The sequence below is a fragment of the Microbacterium hydrothermale genome, assembly GCF_004854025.1.
GTDB lineage: Bacteria > Actinomycetota > Actinomycetes > Actinomycetales > Microbacteriaceae > Microbacterium > Microbacterium hydrothermale.
The window spans coordinates 98,802-113,640 of sequence record NZ_STGM01000004.1 but is presented as its reverse complement, the minus strand read 5'-3'; the positions used below and the strand labels follow the sequence as shown (position 1 = coordinate 113,640).

At 73.6% G+C, this 14,839-nt stretch carries 12 protein-coding genes; 8 read left to right on the top strand and 4 right to left on the bottom strand.

The genetic code is table 11. From position 1 onward, the window contains the following. Positions 1 to 40 precede the first annotated feature (40 nt). On the bottom strand, positions 41 to 1,372 hold the full coding sequence (locus FB047_RS09755; RefSeq protein WP_240752712.1) for an O-antigen ligase family protein: 1,332 nt from the start codon (positions 1,370 to 1,372) through the stop codon (positions 41 to 43). Further along, entirely contained in the window at positions 1,369 to 2,769 is a 1,401-nt protein-coding gene (locus FB047_RS09750) for an O-antigen ligase family protein (protein ID WP_136587007.1), read from the bottom strand. Before FB047_RS09750 ends, FB047_RS09755 begins: the two co-directional genes overlap by 4 nt. 61 nt (positions 2,770 to 2,830) lie before the next feature. Here FB047_RS09750 and manA point away from each other — a divergent pair, with 61 nt between their 5' ends. The 4 genes from manA to FB047_RS09730 all read left to right on the top strand — a co-directional run bounded on the left by manA (position 2,831) and on the right by FB047_RS09730 (position 8,798). Then, positions 2,831 to 3,994 carry a mannose-6-phosphate isomerase, class I gene (manA, locus tag FB047_RS09745; protein ID WP_136587006.1) on the top strand — a complete coding sequence of 388 codons (1,164 nt, stop codon included), beginning with the start codon at positions 2,831 to 2,833 and terminating at the stop codon, positions 3,992 to 3,994. 143 nt (positions 3,995 to 4,137) lie between these two features. Continuing rightward, on the top strand, positions 4,138 to 4,461 hold the full coding sequence (locus FB047_RS09740; RefSeq protein WP_136587005.1) for a WhiB family transcriptional regulator: 324 nt from the start codon (positions 4,138 to 4,140) through the stop codon (positions 4,459 to 4,461). A gap of 105 nt (positions 4,462 to 4,566) precedes the next feature. Further along, positions 4,567 to 7,410: a glycosyltransferase gene (locus tag FB047_RS09735; protein ID WP_136587004.1), complete on the top strand. Its 2,844-nt coding sequence runs from the start codon at positions 4,567 to 4,569 to the stop codon at positions 7,408 to 7,410. Next, on the top strand, positions 7,407 to 8,798 hold the full coding sequence (locus FB047_RS09730; protein WP_136587003.1) for a DUF5719 family protein: 1,392 nt from the start codon (positions 7,407 to 7,409) through the stop codon (positions 8,796 to 8,798). The genes FB047_RS09735 and FB047_RS09730 overlap by 4 nt, the downstream gene beginning before the upstream one ends. A gap of 142 nt (positions 8,799 to 8,940) precedes the next feature. On the opposite strand, the gene FB047_RS09725 is transcribed toward FB047_RS09730, so the two are convergent. Beyond that, positions 8,941 to 9,288, bottom strand: coding sequence for a hypothetical protein (locus FB047_RS09725; protein WP_136587002.1), 348 nt, complete (start codon positions 9,286 to 9,288; stop codon positions 8,941 to 8,943). Positions 9,289 to 9,560: 272 nt separating this feature from the next. Between FB047_RS09725 and FB047_RS09720 the strand changes: the two genes are divergently transcribed. Further along, entirely contained in the window at positions 9,561 to 9,767 is a 207-nt protein-coding gene (locus FB047_RS09720; RefSeq protein WP_136587001.1) for a DUF3499 family protein, read from the top strand. 153 nt (positions 9,768 to 9,920) lie between these two features. On the opposite strand, the gene FB047_RS09715 is transcribed toward FB047_RS09720, so the two are convergent. Next, the gene (locus FB047_RS09715; RefSeq protein ID WP_136587000.1) at positions 9,921 to 10,751 is read right to left on the bottom strand and encodes an RDD family protein; all 831 of its coding nucleotides are present in this window, start codon (positions 10,749 to 10,751) and stop codon (positions 9,921 to 9,923) included. A 16-nt stretch (positions 10,752 to 10,767) separates the two neighbouring features. Between FB047_RS09715 and FB047_RS09710 the strand changes: the two genes are divergently transcribed. The 3 genes from FB047_RS09710 (at position 10,768) to katG (ending at position 14,769) form a co-directional block, all read left to right on the top strand. Then, positions 10,768 to 11,763, top strand: coding sequence for a stage II sporulation protein M (locus tag FB047_RS09710; RefSeq protein ID WP_136586999.1), 996 nt, complete (start codon positions 10,768 to 10,770; stop codon positions 11,761 to 11,763). Positions 11,764 to 12,058: 295 nt separating this feature from the next. After that, a complete protein-coding gene (locus FB047_RS09705) occupies positions 12,059 to 12,520 on the top strand; it encodes a Fur family transcriptional regulator (RefSeq protein WP_136586998.1) in 462 nt (153 codons plus the stop codon). Then, a complete protein-coding gene (gene katG / locus FB047_RS09700; RefSeq protein WP_136586997.1) occupies positions 12,517 to 14,769 on the top strand; it encodes a catalase/peroxidase HPI in 2,253 nt (750 codons plus the stop codon). The genes FB047_RS09705 and katG overlap by 4 nt, the downstream gene beginning before the upstream one ends. The last annotated feature ends 70 nt before the right edge of the window (positions 14,770 to 14,839 follow it).

Sequence of the window (14,839 nt, the reverse complement as noted above, 5' to 3'; positions counted from 1 at the left end):
CCGTCACCGGCACCGCCCTGAGCGCTCGGGACGGGCGGCGTCACTCGCCGGACGCGGGACCGTCGGCGGTCGGGGCCGGGCGGGCGGCATCCGTCGTCCGCAGATCGAGGCGCTCGCGCCACGACCGCGACTGCCCCGCCCGCACGGCGCACAGGGCCAGTAGCAGCCACCCCGGTCCGGTGAGGGTGAAGCTCTCGAACAGCGACACCGTCAGCAGGGCCACGAGCGTGAGCGGCGCCCACGCGTGCACCACGGACCGGCGCTCTCCCGCCACGAGCCAGCCCCGCGCGAGAGCGAGGCCGCCGAGGGCGAGGAACAGCAGCAGTCCCACCCATCCCAGCTGCAGGAGCACGTCGAGGTAGGCATTGAGGGCGGAGGCGTTCACCGTGCCGTCGGCGAGGTTCACCAGGGCGAAGGGGATCGCGTCGGGGTCCCACGCGCCGAAGAATCCGAAGCCCTGCACCGGGCGGATGTCGGCGACGTCGAGCACGCGCGTCCACACCCGATTGCGGGTCTCGAGGTCGTTCTCGGCGCCGAGGGCGGCGATCAGCGGAGCCCGGGCGGCGGAGGCGACCCCGATCGCGACCACCACGCCGACCCCGAGGACGACCTGCACCGCCCGGCGGCGCTCGGGCGGCACGCGGCGCACGCCCCAGAGCGCGAGCGAGGCGGCGGCCGTGACGAGGGCGACGACGATGACCGTGGGCGACCCGCTGAGCGCCGCGAGGATCCCGCCGAGCACCACCGACCCGATCGCCACCCCGGAGCCGACCGACTGTGTGCGGAACTCCACGAGGAAGGTGATCAGGGCGATCACGGTCACGAACCCCAGGGCGTTGCGCGTGCCGAAGAGCCCCTGCACCGGTCCGAGCTCGGCGATCGCCCCCTGGATCCCGAGGAAGGGAATGGGCAGGTCGAGAAGGATGCCGCTGAGCACCTCGAGGGCGAGGGAGATGCCCAGCAGCCACCGCAGGACGTCGCCGAGGGCCCGCACGGTCTGCAGGGCGTCGCGCACGTGACCGATCACGACGGCGAGCACGGCGAGACCGGCGAGCTGCGCCCACCCGGCGAGGGCGGTGGCCGGCGCCGCGCTCCAGAAGGCGCTGATGCCCGCCCAGGCCACCAGCAGCACGAGGGTGGTGGGAGCGAGGCGCACGAGTTCGATCTCGTCGCGCCGGGCCACGAGGATGGCGAGGCCGAGGGCGCACAGGCCCGCGACGATCGTCGCGAGGGTGACCGCCCCCGCGACGGCGGTGATCGCGAACCCGCCGAAGGCCGTGGCGAACACCGTCAGCGTGAACGCGCGGGCGAGGGCCGCCGAGGACAGCAGGGGGAGCAGGCGGGAGCCGAGCGCGTCGGGCTCCGCGCTCACGGCGTCGGTCTCTGCAGTTCGGACCGCTCGATCGAGATGCTCTGCTCGCTGGGGCCGACCCCCACGAGCGGGGTCTGCTTGATCTTGGCGCCGAACAGGACGACGAACATCCAGCCCCACAGCAGCAGGGGGCCCGATTCGGTGAGCCCCTGCACGACGAGGAGGGCGCCCACGAGCGTCGGCAGCAGGGTGAGCGGGGAGTGGGGGCGGTCGTCGCGCAGATCCCAGCGCGGGCGATCGACGGCGAAGAACCACGAGCGCCACACGTACGCCAGGTAGACCAGCGCGAGCAGGACGACGCCCACGCCACCGAGCTGCAGGCACGCGTCGAGCCACATGCTGTGCGCCTGCACGACGGTCTGGCCGTGGTCGACGATCCACCCGTCGATCAGCGGCTCCGAGGCGATCCACGGCGTCGAGAAGCCCCAGCCGATCACGGGATGCTCCGCGGCGCGCGCGATCACGTCGGCCCAGATGCCCTCGCGGCCGGTCAGATCCGCGCCGCGCCCCAGCAGGCCGAAGAAAGTGTCGCGGCCGAACCACAGGGCGGCGCCCCCGCCCAGGCCGATCGCGGCGTACAGCAGATACCAGCGCGTGCGCTCGCCGGGGCGTCGCGCCGTGCGCATCACGAGCACGGTGCCGAGCACGAGCGCCACGAACGCGGCCGAGATGAACGCGGTGGCCGAACCCGCCCGCACGAAGAGGAACGCGGCGACCGCGATCCACACCACGAGCAGGATGCGGCGGGGAGCCCCGGCGGCCAGGCGCACGGCGAACACGATGATCGCCACGAGCATGACCGCGGCCAGGAGGTTGGCGTTTCCGAAGACCCCCTGGATGCGGCCCCCGTCGAAGAGGTTGTCGCGCGACCAGTAGACGATGGGGTCCATGCGCTCGTCGGGGAGCACGAACCCGGGGAGGATCGGGCCGCGCACGAACACCGACACGACGAGCTCGAAGAGCAGGGACAGTCCGACGATCCATTTCGCGGCCGACGCCACGGCCCGCACGACGTCGCGCCAGGTGAGCACCGCCCCGACGAACAGCCCCTGGAACGTCGTGATCAGCAGCAGCAGCACCGTGAGCACGGATGCCGCCGGCCACGCGCTCCACGCGATCGACGCCGTCGCCCAAGCGAGGTAGCCGAACGCCAGCCACGGCAGGCGTCGCACCGCGAGCGGGGGGCGGGTGACGAGCCAGACGACCGCGGAGACCACGGCGGACGCGACGACGACGACCGCCGTGACGACCGGCCCGACGGCGTTGACGAGGCCGACGCCGCCCAGGGCGAGCACGAGGACGAACACGCACCAGGCGCGCAGCAGCAGGTGCCCGGTCGTCTCGCGCGTGGGCGCGGTCGGCAGCGCCGACACCGGGTGGTTCGTGTGCATCGCCATGGTGGTCTCAGGCTACCGGGCGGCATCCGGAACCGCCCGGGCCGACCACTAGGCTGACGCCGTGCTGATCCCGATCTCGAACACGCCCCGCGACTACGCCTGGGGGAGCCCCACGCTCATCGCCGACCTGGAGGGGCGTCGACCCACCGGCGCGCCCGAGGCCGAGGTGTGGCTCGGCGATCACCCGGGCTCGCCCGCCGTGGTCCACGACGGGACAGAGCGCACGCTCGACGCGTGGCTCCCCGCCGAGGCCGCCGACCTGGGCGTGCCGGCGAAGCTGCCGTACCTGCTGAAGCTGCTGGCCGCGGGCGCTCCGCTGTCGATCCAGGTGCACCCCTCGAAGCCGCAGGCGGTCGAGGGCTTCGCGCGCGAGGAGGCCTCGGGGGTGCCGCGCGACGCGGGCGAGCGCAACTACAAGGACGACAACCACAAGCCCGAGGTCATCGTCGCGCTCAGCGAGACCTTCACCGCGCTCGCAGGTCTGCGCGACATCGAGCGCACGCGCGCCCTGGTGGACCGCCTCGGCGACGCCCCGGCGGTGCAGACCCTGCGCGCCCACCTCTCGGCGCCCGACGCCGCCGACGCGCTGCGCGCGAGCATCGGCTGGCTCCTCGGCGAGGCCGACGCCGCGTCGATCACGCAGATCGTGGATGCCGCGGCATCCGCCGATCCGGGGGAGTTCGCGTCGGAGCTCGCCCTGACCCGTTCGCTGCACACGGCCTATCCGGCCGACCCGGGGATCGTGGTGGCGCTGCTGATGAACCTCGTCGAGCTGCGCCGCGGCGAGGCCGTCTTCGTGCCCGCGGGCGTGCTGCACGCCTACGTGGCGGGCCTGGGCGTGGAGATCATGGCCGCGAGCGACAACGTCCTTCGCGGGGGGCTGACCCCCAAGCACATCGACGTGGACGAGCTGCTCTCGCTGGTCGACTTCCGCCCGGCCGAGCCTCCGTTCCTGCGGCCGACCGCGGTGGGAGAGGGCGCCGAGGTCTTCGCGCCGGGGATCGCCGACTTCGCGCTCGGTCACCTGGCCGCCGGGGCGGCGGGCTCGCTCGACCTGCGGGGCCTGGCGATCGTGCTCGGCGTCGCCGGCGAGGCGACCGTCACCGGTGCCTCGGGTGCACGCGTGAGCGTCGCTCCCGGTCGGGCCGCGCTGGTGACGCCCGACGAGTCCCCGCTGACGAGCGACGGTCGCGGCGAGGTGTTCGTCGCGATGCCGGGGGCCTGACCGCGACACGCCGAGGCGCATCGTAAAGGTTCACGTCGCCCTTGAGGGTTTACGATCCGCGACTTGACCAATCCGAATCACACGGGTGTAATTATGTCTACGCGGAACCGCGTCATGGGGGCTTGAACGAGGCGGAGGACGATATGGCGACGTCGCAGTACCGGTCCGGTGTCCCGGACAACTGGTTCGTAGACCCGGTCGACCTCGGTGTTCCCGGCGTACGCCGCGACATCGACGCCGCCGAAGAGAACACCCTCGCGTGGCAGACCGATGCGTTGTGCTCGCAGACGGACCCCGAGGCGTTCTTCCCCGAGAAGGGCGGATCGACGCGCGACGCGAAGCGCATCTGCACCTCCTGCGACGTCAAGAGCGAGTGCCTCGAGTACGCCCTCCAGAACGACGAGCGATTCGGGATCTGGGGCGGTCTCAGCGAGCGCGAGCGCCGCAAGCTCAAGCGCCGCGCCTGATCCCGCACTCGCCGTCTCCCCTCGGGTGACCCGCGGGCGAACGATCGGCATCCCGACGGCGCGGCGTCCGTGATCGCGGAGGAGCCGACTTAGGCTGATCCGGTCATGCCCGCCCGTGTACACGCCATCCTCGTCGTGCGTCCCGAAGGACGCACCCCCGCCGCGAACCATCTGCAGCGAACGCTCGCAGCCCTCGCGGCCCAGACCCGTCCGGTCGACGCGCTGACCATCGTGCTCTGCGGCGCCGACCCCGCCCTCACCCAGCTCGCCGCTGCCTCCGGAGCCGAGGGCGTCATCACCGCCCCCGCCGGAACGCCCTTCGCTGTCGCGACGGCGCTGGCCACGCCGCGCCTGACCGGCGACGCCGTGTGGCTGCTCGCCCAGGACACCGCGCCCGACCCCGACGCGCTCGTGCGGCTGGCCGGCGCGCTCGAGCTGTCGTCGACCCTCGTCATCGCGGCTCCGAAGCTGGTGTCGTGGGACGACCGCGACGAGATCGTCTCGCTCGGCGTGAGCATGAACCGCTACGGCGGCACGGTCGAGCTCGCCGCGGGAGAGCTCGACCAGGGTCAGCACGACGCCGACGCCGACGTGCTGGGCGCCGACGTGCGCGGCATGCTCGTGCGGCGGGAGGCGTGGACCGCTCTCGGCGGCCTCGACCCCGCTCTCGGCGGCGCCGACGAGGGTCTCGACCTGGGCGTGCGCGCCCGACTCGCCGGTGCGCTGGTCTCGCTCGTCCCCGCGGCGCGCGTCGCGGTGGCCGGAGACGGCGTCGCCGCGATGGCCCGCGGCCGCCGCCGGGCGCGACGCCGCGCCTTCGCGACCCGGACGGCTCAGCTGCACCGACGACTGGCGTACGCGCCCACCGCGAGCGTGCTGCTGCACTGGCTGTCGTTCCTGCCGCTGGCGCTGTGGCGCACGGTCATGCACCTGGTGACGAAGATGCCGTACCGCGTCCTGCCCGAGTGGGGCGCGACGCTGCTGGTGATGTTCCGCCCGGCCGCGGTGGCCCGCGCCCGCCGTCGCATCCGTGCGGTGCGCACCGTGGGGTGGTCGCGCATCGCTCCGCTGCGCATCTCGCGCACGCAGATGCGGTTGCGCCTGGACGCCGACGGGGCCGACCCCGATGCGCCCGTGCGGAGCGAGCTGCGCTTCTTCGTCGGCGGTGGGGCGTGGGCCGTGCTCGGCGCCCTCGCCGTGTCGGCGGCCCTGTTCGCCCCGCTGCTCGCGTGGCCCGTGCTGGGCGGGGGAGGGCTGCTGCCGCTGCGCGCCGACCTCTCGCAACTCTGGCAGGACGCCGCGTGGGGCTCCCGCCCCCTCGGCCTCGACGTGGTCGGTCCCGCCGATCCGTTCTCGGCCCTGGTCGCGCTGATCGGCACCCTCTCGCCCGGCGACCCCTCGCGCGCGTTCGTCGTGCTGTGGGTGCTCGCCCTCCCCCTGGCCGTTCTCGGCGGCTGGTTCGCCGCCACCCGGGTGACCGAGTCGTCGCTGCTGCGCATCGTCGCCGCCGTCGCCTGGGCACTGGCGCCGACCTTCCTCGCCGCGATCGTGGAGGGGCGCCCCGCCGCCGTGCTGCTGCACCTGCTGCTGCCGTGGCTGTTCTTCGCCGCCAGCGTCGCTCACCGTTCCTGGGCGCCGGCCGGAGCGGCATCCCTCCTGCTGGTCGCGGTGCTCGCCTGCGCGCCGTCGCTCGCGCCCGCCGCGGTCGTGCTGTGGTCGGCGGCCCTCATCGTCGTCGCCCTCGTCGCGGGTCGCGGCGTCGCCCGCGTGGTATGGCTCCTCGTGCCGTCGGCCGTGATCTTCGCCCCGCTGGTGTGGACCCAGGTGCGACGCGGCACGCCGTGGGCGCTGCTGGCCGACCCGGGCCTGCCGTACCAGGGCGCCGAGGCCACGGCCGATCCGTTCGGTCGGGCCCTCCTGGCCGCGGGCTTCCCCACTTCTGACCCCGGCGGATGGGCCCGCGTGTTCGACGGCCCCGTCTGGTGGGTGGGGCTGCTGGTCGCCCCTCTCGCCGTGCTCGCACTGCTCGCCGTTCTCACCCCCCGCTGGGTGACGGCATCCGCCCTGCTCGTCATCGCGGTCACCGGCCTCGCGACGGCTTTCGCCGCGGTGGGGATCGCCGTGTCGTTCCGCGACGCGATCCCCGTGACGGTGTGGGCGGGTTCGGGCCTCAGCCTGGCGTGGATCGGCCTCGTCGGCTCCGCCGTGATCGCCCTCGACGCGGGGATCGTCGAGCGGGTGCGCGTCCTGCGCCCGATCGCGGCCCTGGTCGCGGTCGCCGCCCTGCTCGTCGCCGTCGCCCCCGCCCTCACCGCGCAGACGGCCGCCGCCGACAGCGGGCGCTCGGTGCTGACCAACGGCCCCGTCTCGACCCTGCCGGCCTTCGTCGCCGCGGAGGGGCGCGGCTCCACCGACGTGGGCACCATCGTGCTCGACCCGCGCGCCGACGGCATGCGCGTCGACGTCGTCTGGGGAGACAGCGCCACCCTCTCGGGGCAGAGCACCGTGCAGTCCACGCGCACCGCCGCGTCGCCCGCCGACGACGAGCTCGCGGCCCTCGCCGCCGACCTCGTCACCCCGTCTGCCGACGACGTGGTCGCGCGTCTCGCGCAACGGGGGATCGGGTTCGTGCTGCTGGCCTCCGCTCCCGCGGGCGAGGACGACGTCATCCGCGGCGCCCGCCTGGGGGCGGCGACCTCGCTGGATCAGCGCGACCTGCTCGACCCGGTGGGGGCGACCTCCCGCGGCGACCTGTGGCGCGTCAACACCGACATCGCCGCCCGCACCCCGATGGACGACCACCAGCTGCGGCTGCAGCGCCTGGTGATGCTCGCCTCGCTGGGGGTCGTGCTCGTCGCGCTCCTGCTCGCGGTGCCGACCGCCGCCTCGCGCCGGGTCGCCCGACGCACCCCCCGCACCGTCGGACCGATCTCGGGAGGTTCGCGATGAGCGATCGTCGACTCGTCCGCTTCGCCGCCACGAGCGCCCGCGTCGTCGCGGGTGCGGCCGTGGCCACGGCGGCCGTCGTGGGCACGGTCGCCGGCATCGCCGCGCCCTGGCCCGCGTACACCGCCGAGCCGGTGCGGGTGCAGGCCACGCCGGCGCCGTCCGACACCGTGCTCGCGTGCGACGGTCCGCTGCTCGCGCTCGGCCGCAGCGCCGACGCCGCCAACAGTCTCAGCGCCGCCGCGGCGCAGCAGGTCGTGAGCGGGCCCGCCGACGCCTCCGCGTCGACCTCGTCGCTGACCGGCGCCACTGACGGAGACGACGGCGCCGCCGAAGCCCTGCGCGCCGCCCCGCGGGACGGGACGCAGACCCCCCTCGCCGCCGCCGGCTCGGCGACAGCGGTGTCGGACGACCTCACGGGCTTCGCCGCCTCCGCCTGCCGTGTTCCGCTCGCGGAGTCGTGGCTGGTGGGCGGCGCGTCGACGACGGGATCGAACGACCTCGTCGTGCTGGCCAACCCCGGCACGGTGCCCGCCACGGTGCAGCTGTCGGTCTACGGCGCGCAGGGCGTGTCGAACCCGCCCGGCGGCAGCAACCTCGTCGTCCCTCCGGGCGAGCGGCGCGTCGTGCCCCTGGCCGGGCTGCTGCTGGGCGAGGAGAGCCCCGTCGTGCGCGTCGTGGCATCCGGGGCTCCCGTGCACGCGTCGCTGCAGACGAGCCTCACGCGCGTGCTGCTGCCCGGGGGGAGCGATCAGGTCGCTCCGCTGGCGCAGGCCGACGAACGCCTCGTGATCCCCGGCGTGCAGGTGGTGACGACGGGCGAGGGGCAGGCCGGAACGGTGCTGCGCCTCCTCGCCCCCGGGGCGGACGCCACGGCGACCGTGACGATGGTGCCCCTGGATGCCGCGGCCGCGGCGCCCGAGCCGCGTTCGGTGCCGCTCACCGCGGGACTGCCGACCTCGCTCGATCTGTCGGGTGTCGCCGCGGGGGCCTACACCCTCGACATCTCGGCGACCGCACCCGTCGTGGGCGGGGCGTGGTCGACCACCGGTTTCGGGGAGGGAGCGGACTTCGCGTGGTACGCCCCCGCTCCCGCGTTCTCGTCGCCCGGCGTGATCGCCGTGGCCCCCGGCGTCGGTGCGCAGGTCGTGATCGCCGGCGCCCCGAGCGACGCGACCGTGACCCTCACCCCGGTCGACGGCGGGGACGCCCTCTCGATCCCGGTCGCGGCGGGAGCCAGCGCGGCCGCGCCGGTCGCGGCGGGCGTGTACCGGCTCGAGGCGGACGTCCCGGTGCGCGCCGCGGTGTCGTATACGGTCGCGGGGGCGCTCGCGTCGTACCCGCTGTGGCCGGCGGATGCCGCCGCCTCGGCGGTCACGGTTCTTCCGTAGCGGAACCGGCGGGGCGGGCGGGCGCTGCCGTCGGGGCGTGAGCCGGCGTTCGAGCGGTGCCGCCGCGGTGTCGCGGGCGGGTGCCGCCGTGCGGACAGCGATGATGCGCGCGTCGGCGTCCGGCTCGACGGCGAACGCGGGCTCAGAGGAAGCGGAAGCGCTCGGGCCCGAGGTCCCAGGGGTCGCGGTCGAGGAACTCGGCCGCCGCACGGAAGACGGCGCCCTCGACCATCATGCGCCGGTGGAGGTCGTCGTCGTGGTGCGGGTGGCCGAGGCGCTCGATGGGGACGCGATAGAGGATGATGCGCTTCTCCTCGCGCAGCACCGTCCAGCGCGGGATGCCGTCCGCCGCGGCCGGGGGCATGATGCCGATCTCGAACGAGACCTCGCGCAGCTCGGGCCAGGCAGAGCGCAGGAACTCCGCCGCCGCGCCCACGGCGACGTCGAACCGCTCGACCCGCGTGTCGATCGGCGGGAGAGGGGGGCGCACGACCGGGCTGCGATTCTCCCGACCGTGTCGGCCGTGGCGGGACGGCCGGACCACCGGACGCGCTTCGCGGGATCGACGACGCATCATCCGCCCATCCTACGTTCGCCGACCGGTGCCGCGCCGTCGGGCCCGCGTCCGGCGCGGTGACGTGGGGCCGGGCGCGGCGGGTGCCGGGCGGACCGCGGCGGCGGGGGTACGGCATCCGGGGTGTCGTGGGCGGGACCCGGCGCGGCGTCGTCGCCGTGTCGGAGGTGCTGAGTAGGCTGACCGCGATGCGCGACAGACTCTGCTCGAAGGTGGGATGCGCCCGCGAGGCGATGAGCACCCTCACCTACGACTACGGCGACCAGATGGCGGCCCTCGGCCCCCTCGGTCCCGCGGGCGACCCGCACGCGCACGATCTCTGCGCGATCCACGCCGATCGACTGTCCGTCCCCAAGGGCTGGGTCGTCGTGCGGCACGAGACGCTGCGCGCCTGAGCCCCGCGTCCAGCCGGCCCGCGTCGGCCCGGGGTGCGAGCGTGGGGCGAGGGCGACGCGGCGGGTTCGGGGCGTGTTCCGCGCGGTGGGGCGTGATCTGCGCGCGCCGACGGCCGGATCGCGCTCGAGGGGCGCCCGGCGCGGGGATCCGGGTCAGCCGCGCTCCGTGAGCGCGGCGGCGCGCTCGTTCTCGAGCATCAGCGCGCGGTACTCGCGGTCGCGACGCACCGCCGACACCGCGCGCAGGAGACTCTCGGCGTCGACGGCGGGCGGCGGCGAGACGAAGGGGCGCACCGCGTCGGCGAGCGAGGCCGCGACCCGCGCGCGAGCGTCGGGGGTGAGGGCGTCGGCCCCGCGGACGAACTGCGACAGACGCGCGGCGAGACGGTCGGGCAGGCGCGAGACGTCGGCGACCTGCGCCCAGGCTTCGAGGCCGAGGGGGATGCCGGGGGCTTCGGCGGGCAGGCGGGGAGTGCGCGTGCGCTCGCTCGCGGTCCCCGCGAGCAGGTCGCCCAGGCGCTGCGCGCGCGGGGTGAACATGCCGATCACCGCGGCGATCGCCCCGAAGGTGAACCAGATCTCCAGCACGCCGACGAGGGCGCGGATCAGGGCCTGGCGGAACCCGGCCGCGCCCCCGTCGGTGCGCACGATGCGGGCGCCGACGGCGAGGCGGCCGAGACTGCGCCCGCGCGACAGGGTCTCGACGGTGGTCGGTACGGCCACCATCACCAGCACGAGCAGGGTGACGATGGCGATGCCCAGGGCCGACTCCGGAAGGGAGCCCTGTCCGGCGAGGAACGCGATCAGCAGACCGCCGCCGAGCAGCAGCAACGCGCCGATCACGAAATCGATGAGGGCGCCCACCGCGCGCAGGAAGAAGCCGACCGGTTGCACGTCGAGGGCGACGGCCTCGCCGGTGAGCGTCTCGTCGGCGTCGGTGAAGACGAGAGCGACCGCGGGAGAAGATGCCGGAGGCGATGCCATGCGTACAGTTGACCACATGGACCTCGACGCCCTCACGGCCGCGCGTCGCCGCGAGTGGGAGCGGCTCGACGAACTCGGCCGCCGGCGGCGCCTGCGCGGCGAAGAGGTCGACGAGCTCGTCACGCGCTACCGGGCGGCATCCGCCGATCTGGCCGACATCAAGACCTCGGCCGGACGCACCCCCCAGGGCGACTACGTCTCGATCCTGCTCGCGCGCACCCGGCTGCGCCTGACCGGCGTGCGCGAGAACGTGCTGAAGCAGCTGCCGCGCTTCTTCCTGCTGCAGCTGCCCGCCGCGCTGTACCGCGTGCGGTGGATGACGCTCGCCGTGACCGTCTTCTTCCTCCTCGTCTCGACCCTCGTGGCGCTGTGGATCTCGGGCGACCCGCAGGCCGTCGCGGCCCTCGGGGCGCAGAGCGACCTGCAGCGCTACGCCGACGACCAGTTCGTCTCCTACTACCGCGAGAATCCGAACGCGATCTTCGCCGGCACGGTCTGGACGAACAATGCCTGGATCGCCGCGCAGTGCGTGCTGTTCGGGGTGACGGGATTCTGGCCGCTCATGGTCATCATGCAGAACGCGGTCGGGGTCGGAACCTCGGCGGCGATCATGATCGCCTTCGACCGCGCCGACGTCTTCTTCCAGTTCATCCTCCCGCACGGCCTCCTGGAGCTCACGGCGATCTTCGTCGCGGGGGCGGCGGGACTGCAGATCTTCTGGGCCTGGGTCGCGCCCGGACGACGCACGCGGGCGGCCGCGCTGGCCGCGGCGGGTCGGTCGTTGGCGACCGTGGCGGTCGGTCTCGTCTTCGCGCTCGCGCTGTCAGGCCTCGTGGAGGGCTTCGTGACCCCGCGCGAGTGGCCGTGGCAGGTGAAGATCGCGATCGGCGCCGCCGCACTCGGGGTCTTCCTCTTCTACATGCTGTGGGTCGGCCGCCGCGCCGCGCGCGCGGGGGAGACCGGAGACCTCACCGAGTACGAGGCGGGAACCCCGACGCTGACGGCGGGCTGACGGCATCCGGATGCCGCTCCGGCGGTGCCATGCCCGGCGGTGCCGCGCCCGGCGGTGCCGCGCGGGAGTCCGGGGGTGCCACGGGGATTTCGGGGCGGCGCGGGAGTCGGGTGCGGCCGCGGGGTTTCGTCGGCGGCGCCATGACGCAGGAGTTCTGCCCCGTTCCGTCGCCCGCGGGCCCGTGCGGTGCTCGATCACCGAGGATCTCCTGCGTTGCGTCTCGGGCAGGGCGGCCGATCCGATCCTTCACCGGCGTGTCATTTTTGATTCATTCAAAAATGGGTAGGCTCGACGCATGCTCGACAGTCAGCCGGACGCCCCCGCGGATGCGCTCATCCGCGGTGCGGGTCTGCGGGTCACGGCGACGCGCGTCGCCGTGCTCGAGGCCCTGCGCGACCGGCCCCACGCCACCGCCGACGACGTGTTCGCACGCGTCAGCGGCACCCTCGCCGGCACGAGCAAGCAATCCGTGTACAACGCGCTCGGCGACTTCGCCGACGCGGGTCTCGCGCGCCGCATCGAACCGGCCGGGCACTCCGGCACGTTCGAGCTGCGCGTCGGCGACAACCACCACCACGTGGTGTGCACCCGCTGCGGCCGCATCGACGACGTGGACTGCGTCGTCGGCTCGGCTCCGTGTCTGCACGTGCCGGAGGGGAGCGGTTTCCTCATCGAAACCGCCGAGGTGACGTTCTGGGGCGTCTGCCCCGACTGTCGGGCCGAGTCCGAAGCCGAACAACCGAGAGGATCCCGATGAGCGACACTCTGAACGGATGCCCCGTCTTCCACGACGGCGCCGCCCCCGACGACAACCGACTGCCGGTGGGCGAAGCCCCCGCCGACAGCGAGCCCGCCGGCGCCCTGCCGCACCCGACCCGGGGATCCGCCAACCGCGTGTGGTGGCCCGAGTCCCTGAACGTGAAGATCCTCGCGAAGAACAACGCCCTGCGCGACCCGCTCGACGAGGGCTTCGACTACAAGGCGGCCTTCGAGGCTCTCGACCTCGACGCCGTCAAGAAAGACCTGCAGGCCGTCATGACGACCTCGCAGGACTGGTGGCCCGCCGACTTCGGACACTACGGCCCCCTCATGATCCGCATGGCCTGGCACAGCGCCGGCACGTACCGCGTGACCGACGGTCGCGGCGGCTCGGGCGCGGGCATGCAGCGCTTCGCCCCGCTGAACAGCTGGCCCGACAACGTCAACCTCGACAAGGCGCGCCGTCTGCTGTGGCCCGTCAAGAAGAAGTACGGCCAGTCCATCTCGTGGGCCGACCTCATGATCCTCGCCGGAAACGTCGCGCTCGAGGACATGGGCTTCCCGACCTTCGGCTTCGCCGGTGGACGCACCGACGTGTGGGAGCCCGACGACGACGTGTACTGGGGCCCCGAGACCACGTGGCTCGGCGACGAGCGCTACAGCGGCAACCGCGAGCTGGAGCGTCCCCTCGCCGCCGTCCAGATGGGGCTCATCTACGTCAACCCCGAGGGCCCCAACGGCAACCCCGACCCCCAGCTGTCGGCGAACGACATCCGTGAGACGTTCGGCCGCATGGCCATGAACGACGAGGAGACCGTCGCGCTCATCGCCGGTGGACACACCTTCGGCAAGACGCACGGTGCGGCCAGCGACTCGCACGTGGGCGTCAACCCCGAGGCCGCCGACATCAACGACCAGGGCCTGGGCTGGAAGAACAGCCACGGCACCGGCAAGGGCGACGACACCATCACCAGTGGGCTCGAGGTCACCTGGACCTACCACCCGACCCGCTGGGACAACGAGTTCTTCCACATCCTCTTCGCCTACGAGTGGGAGCTCTTCCAGAGCCCCGCGGGGGCGCACCAGTGGCGTCCGAAGAACGGCGGGGGAGCCGACATGGTCCCCGAGGCGCACTCGGCCGGACGCCGCGAGCCCCGCATGCTCACGAGCGACCTGGCGCTGCGCGTCGACCCGGCCTACGAGAAGATCTCGCGCCGCTTCGCGGAGGACCCGGCCGCGTTCCAGGACGCTTTCGCCCGCGCGTGGTTCAAGCTGACCCACCGCGACATGGGCCCGCGTGAGCGCTACCTCGGCTCCGAGGTGCCCGCCGAGGTGCTCGTGTGGCAGGATCCCGTTCCGGCCGTCGACCACCCGCTGATCGATCAGGCGGATGCCGCCGCCCTCAAGCAGCGCATCCTCGACAGCGGCCTCACGGTGCAGCAGCTCGTCACGACGACCTGGGCCGCGGCATCCACGTTCCGCGGGAGCGACAAGCGCGGCGGCGTGAACGGCGCGCGCATCCGCCTCGAGCCGCAGAAGAGCTGGACGGTCAACAACCCCGAGCAGTTGGCATCCGTTCTCGAGGTGCTCGAGGGGGTCAAGGCCGACTTCGACGCCCAGGGCGACAAGAAGGTCTCGATCGCCGACCTGCTCGTCCTCGCGGGCAACGCCGGTGTCGAGCAGGCCGCCCTCGCCGGCGGTGTCGAGGTGGAGGTGCCCTTCACCCCCGGCCGCACCGACGCGTCGCAGGAGCAGACCGAGATCGAGTCGTTCCGCTGGCTCGAGCCGATCGCCGACGGCTTCCGCAACTACGCCTCGCGCGAAGCGCGGCTTCCCGGGGAGTTCCTGCTGCTCGACAAGGCGAATCTGCTCACGCTCACCGCTCCCGAGATGACCGTGCTCATCGGCGGCCTCCGCGCGATCGGCGCCAACTGGGACGGCAGCGACTGGGGCGTGTTCACCGACACCCCCGGGGCCCTCACGAACGACGTCTTCGCGAACCTCCTCGACCTCGGCACCACGTGGAAGCCGCTCGACAGCGGCAAGCACGCCTTCGAGGGGACGAAGGACGGCTCGGGCGAGAAGGTCGGCATCGGAACGCGCGTCGACCTGGTGTTCTCGTCGAACTCCGAGCTGCGCGCGCTCGCCGAGGTCTACGCCTCCGACGACGCGAAGGAGAAGTTCGTGCGCGACTTCGTCGCCGCCTGGCGCAAGGTCACCGAGCTCGACCGGTTCGACCTGGTCTGAGCGAGGTTCGCTGCGGCTCGGTCGTCGCGGCATCCGGAAGGCCCGTCCCCTCAGTGGGGGCGGGCCTTCT

Coding starts and splice junctions, on each gene's coding strand:
- FB047_RS09750 (WP_136587007.1), bottom strand. CDS start 2,769: ATGGCGATGCACACGAACCACCCGGTGTCGGCGCTGCCGACCGCGCCC.
- FB047_RS09740 (WP_136587005.1), top strand. CDS start 4,138: ATGGCGACGTCGCAGTACCGGTCCGGTGTCCCGGACAACTGGTTCGTA.
- FB047_RS09735 (WP_136587004.1), top strand. CDS start 4,567: ATGCCCGCCCGTGTACACGCCATCCTCGTCGTGCGTCCCGAAGGACGC.
- FB047_RS09730 (WP_136587003.1), top strand. CDS start 7,407: ATGAGCGATCGTCGACTCGTCCGCTTCGCCGCCACGAGCGCCCGCGTC.
- FB047_RS09720 (WP_136587001.1), top strand. CDS start 9,561: ATGCGCGACAGACTCTGCTCGAAGGTGGGATGCGCCCGCGAGGCGATG.
- FB047_RS09715 (WP_136587000.1), bottom strand. CDS start 10,751: ATGGCATCGCCTCCGGCATCTTCTCCCGCGGTCGCTCTCGTCTTCACC.
- FB047_RS09710 (WP_136586999.1), top strand. CDS start 10,768: ATGGACCTCGACGCCCTCACGGCCGCGCGTCGCCGCGAGTGGGAGCGG.
- FB047_RS09705 (WP_136586998.1), top strand. CDS start 12,059: ATGCTCGACAGTCAGCCGGACGCCCCCGCGGATGCGCTCATCCGCGGT.
- katG (WP_136586997.1), top strand. CDS start 12,517: ATGAGCGACACTCTGAACGGATGCCCCGTCTTCCACGACGGCGCCGCC.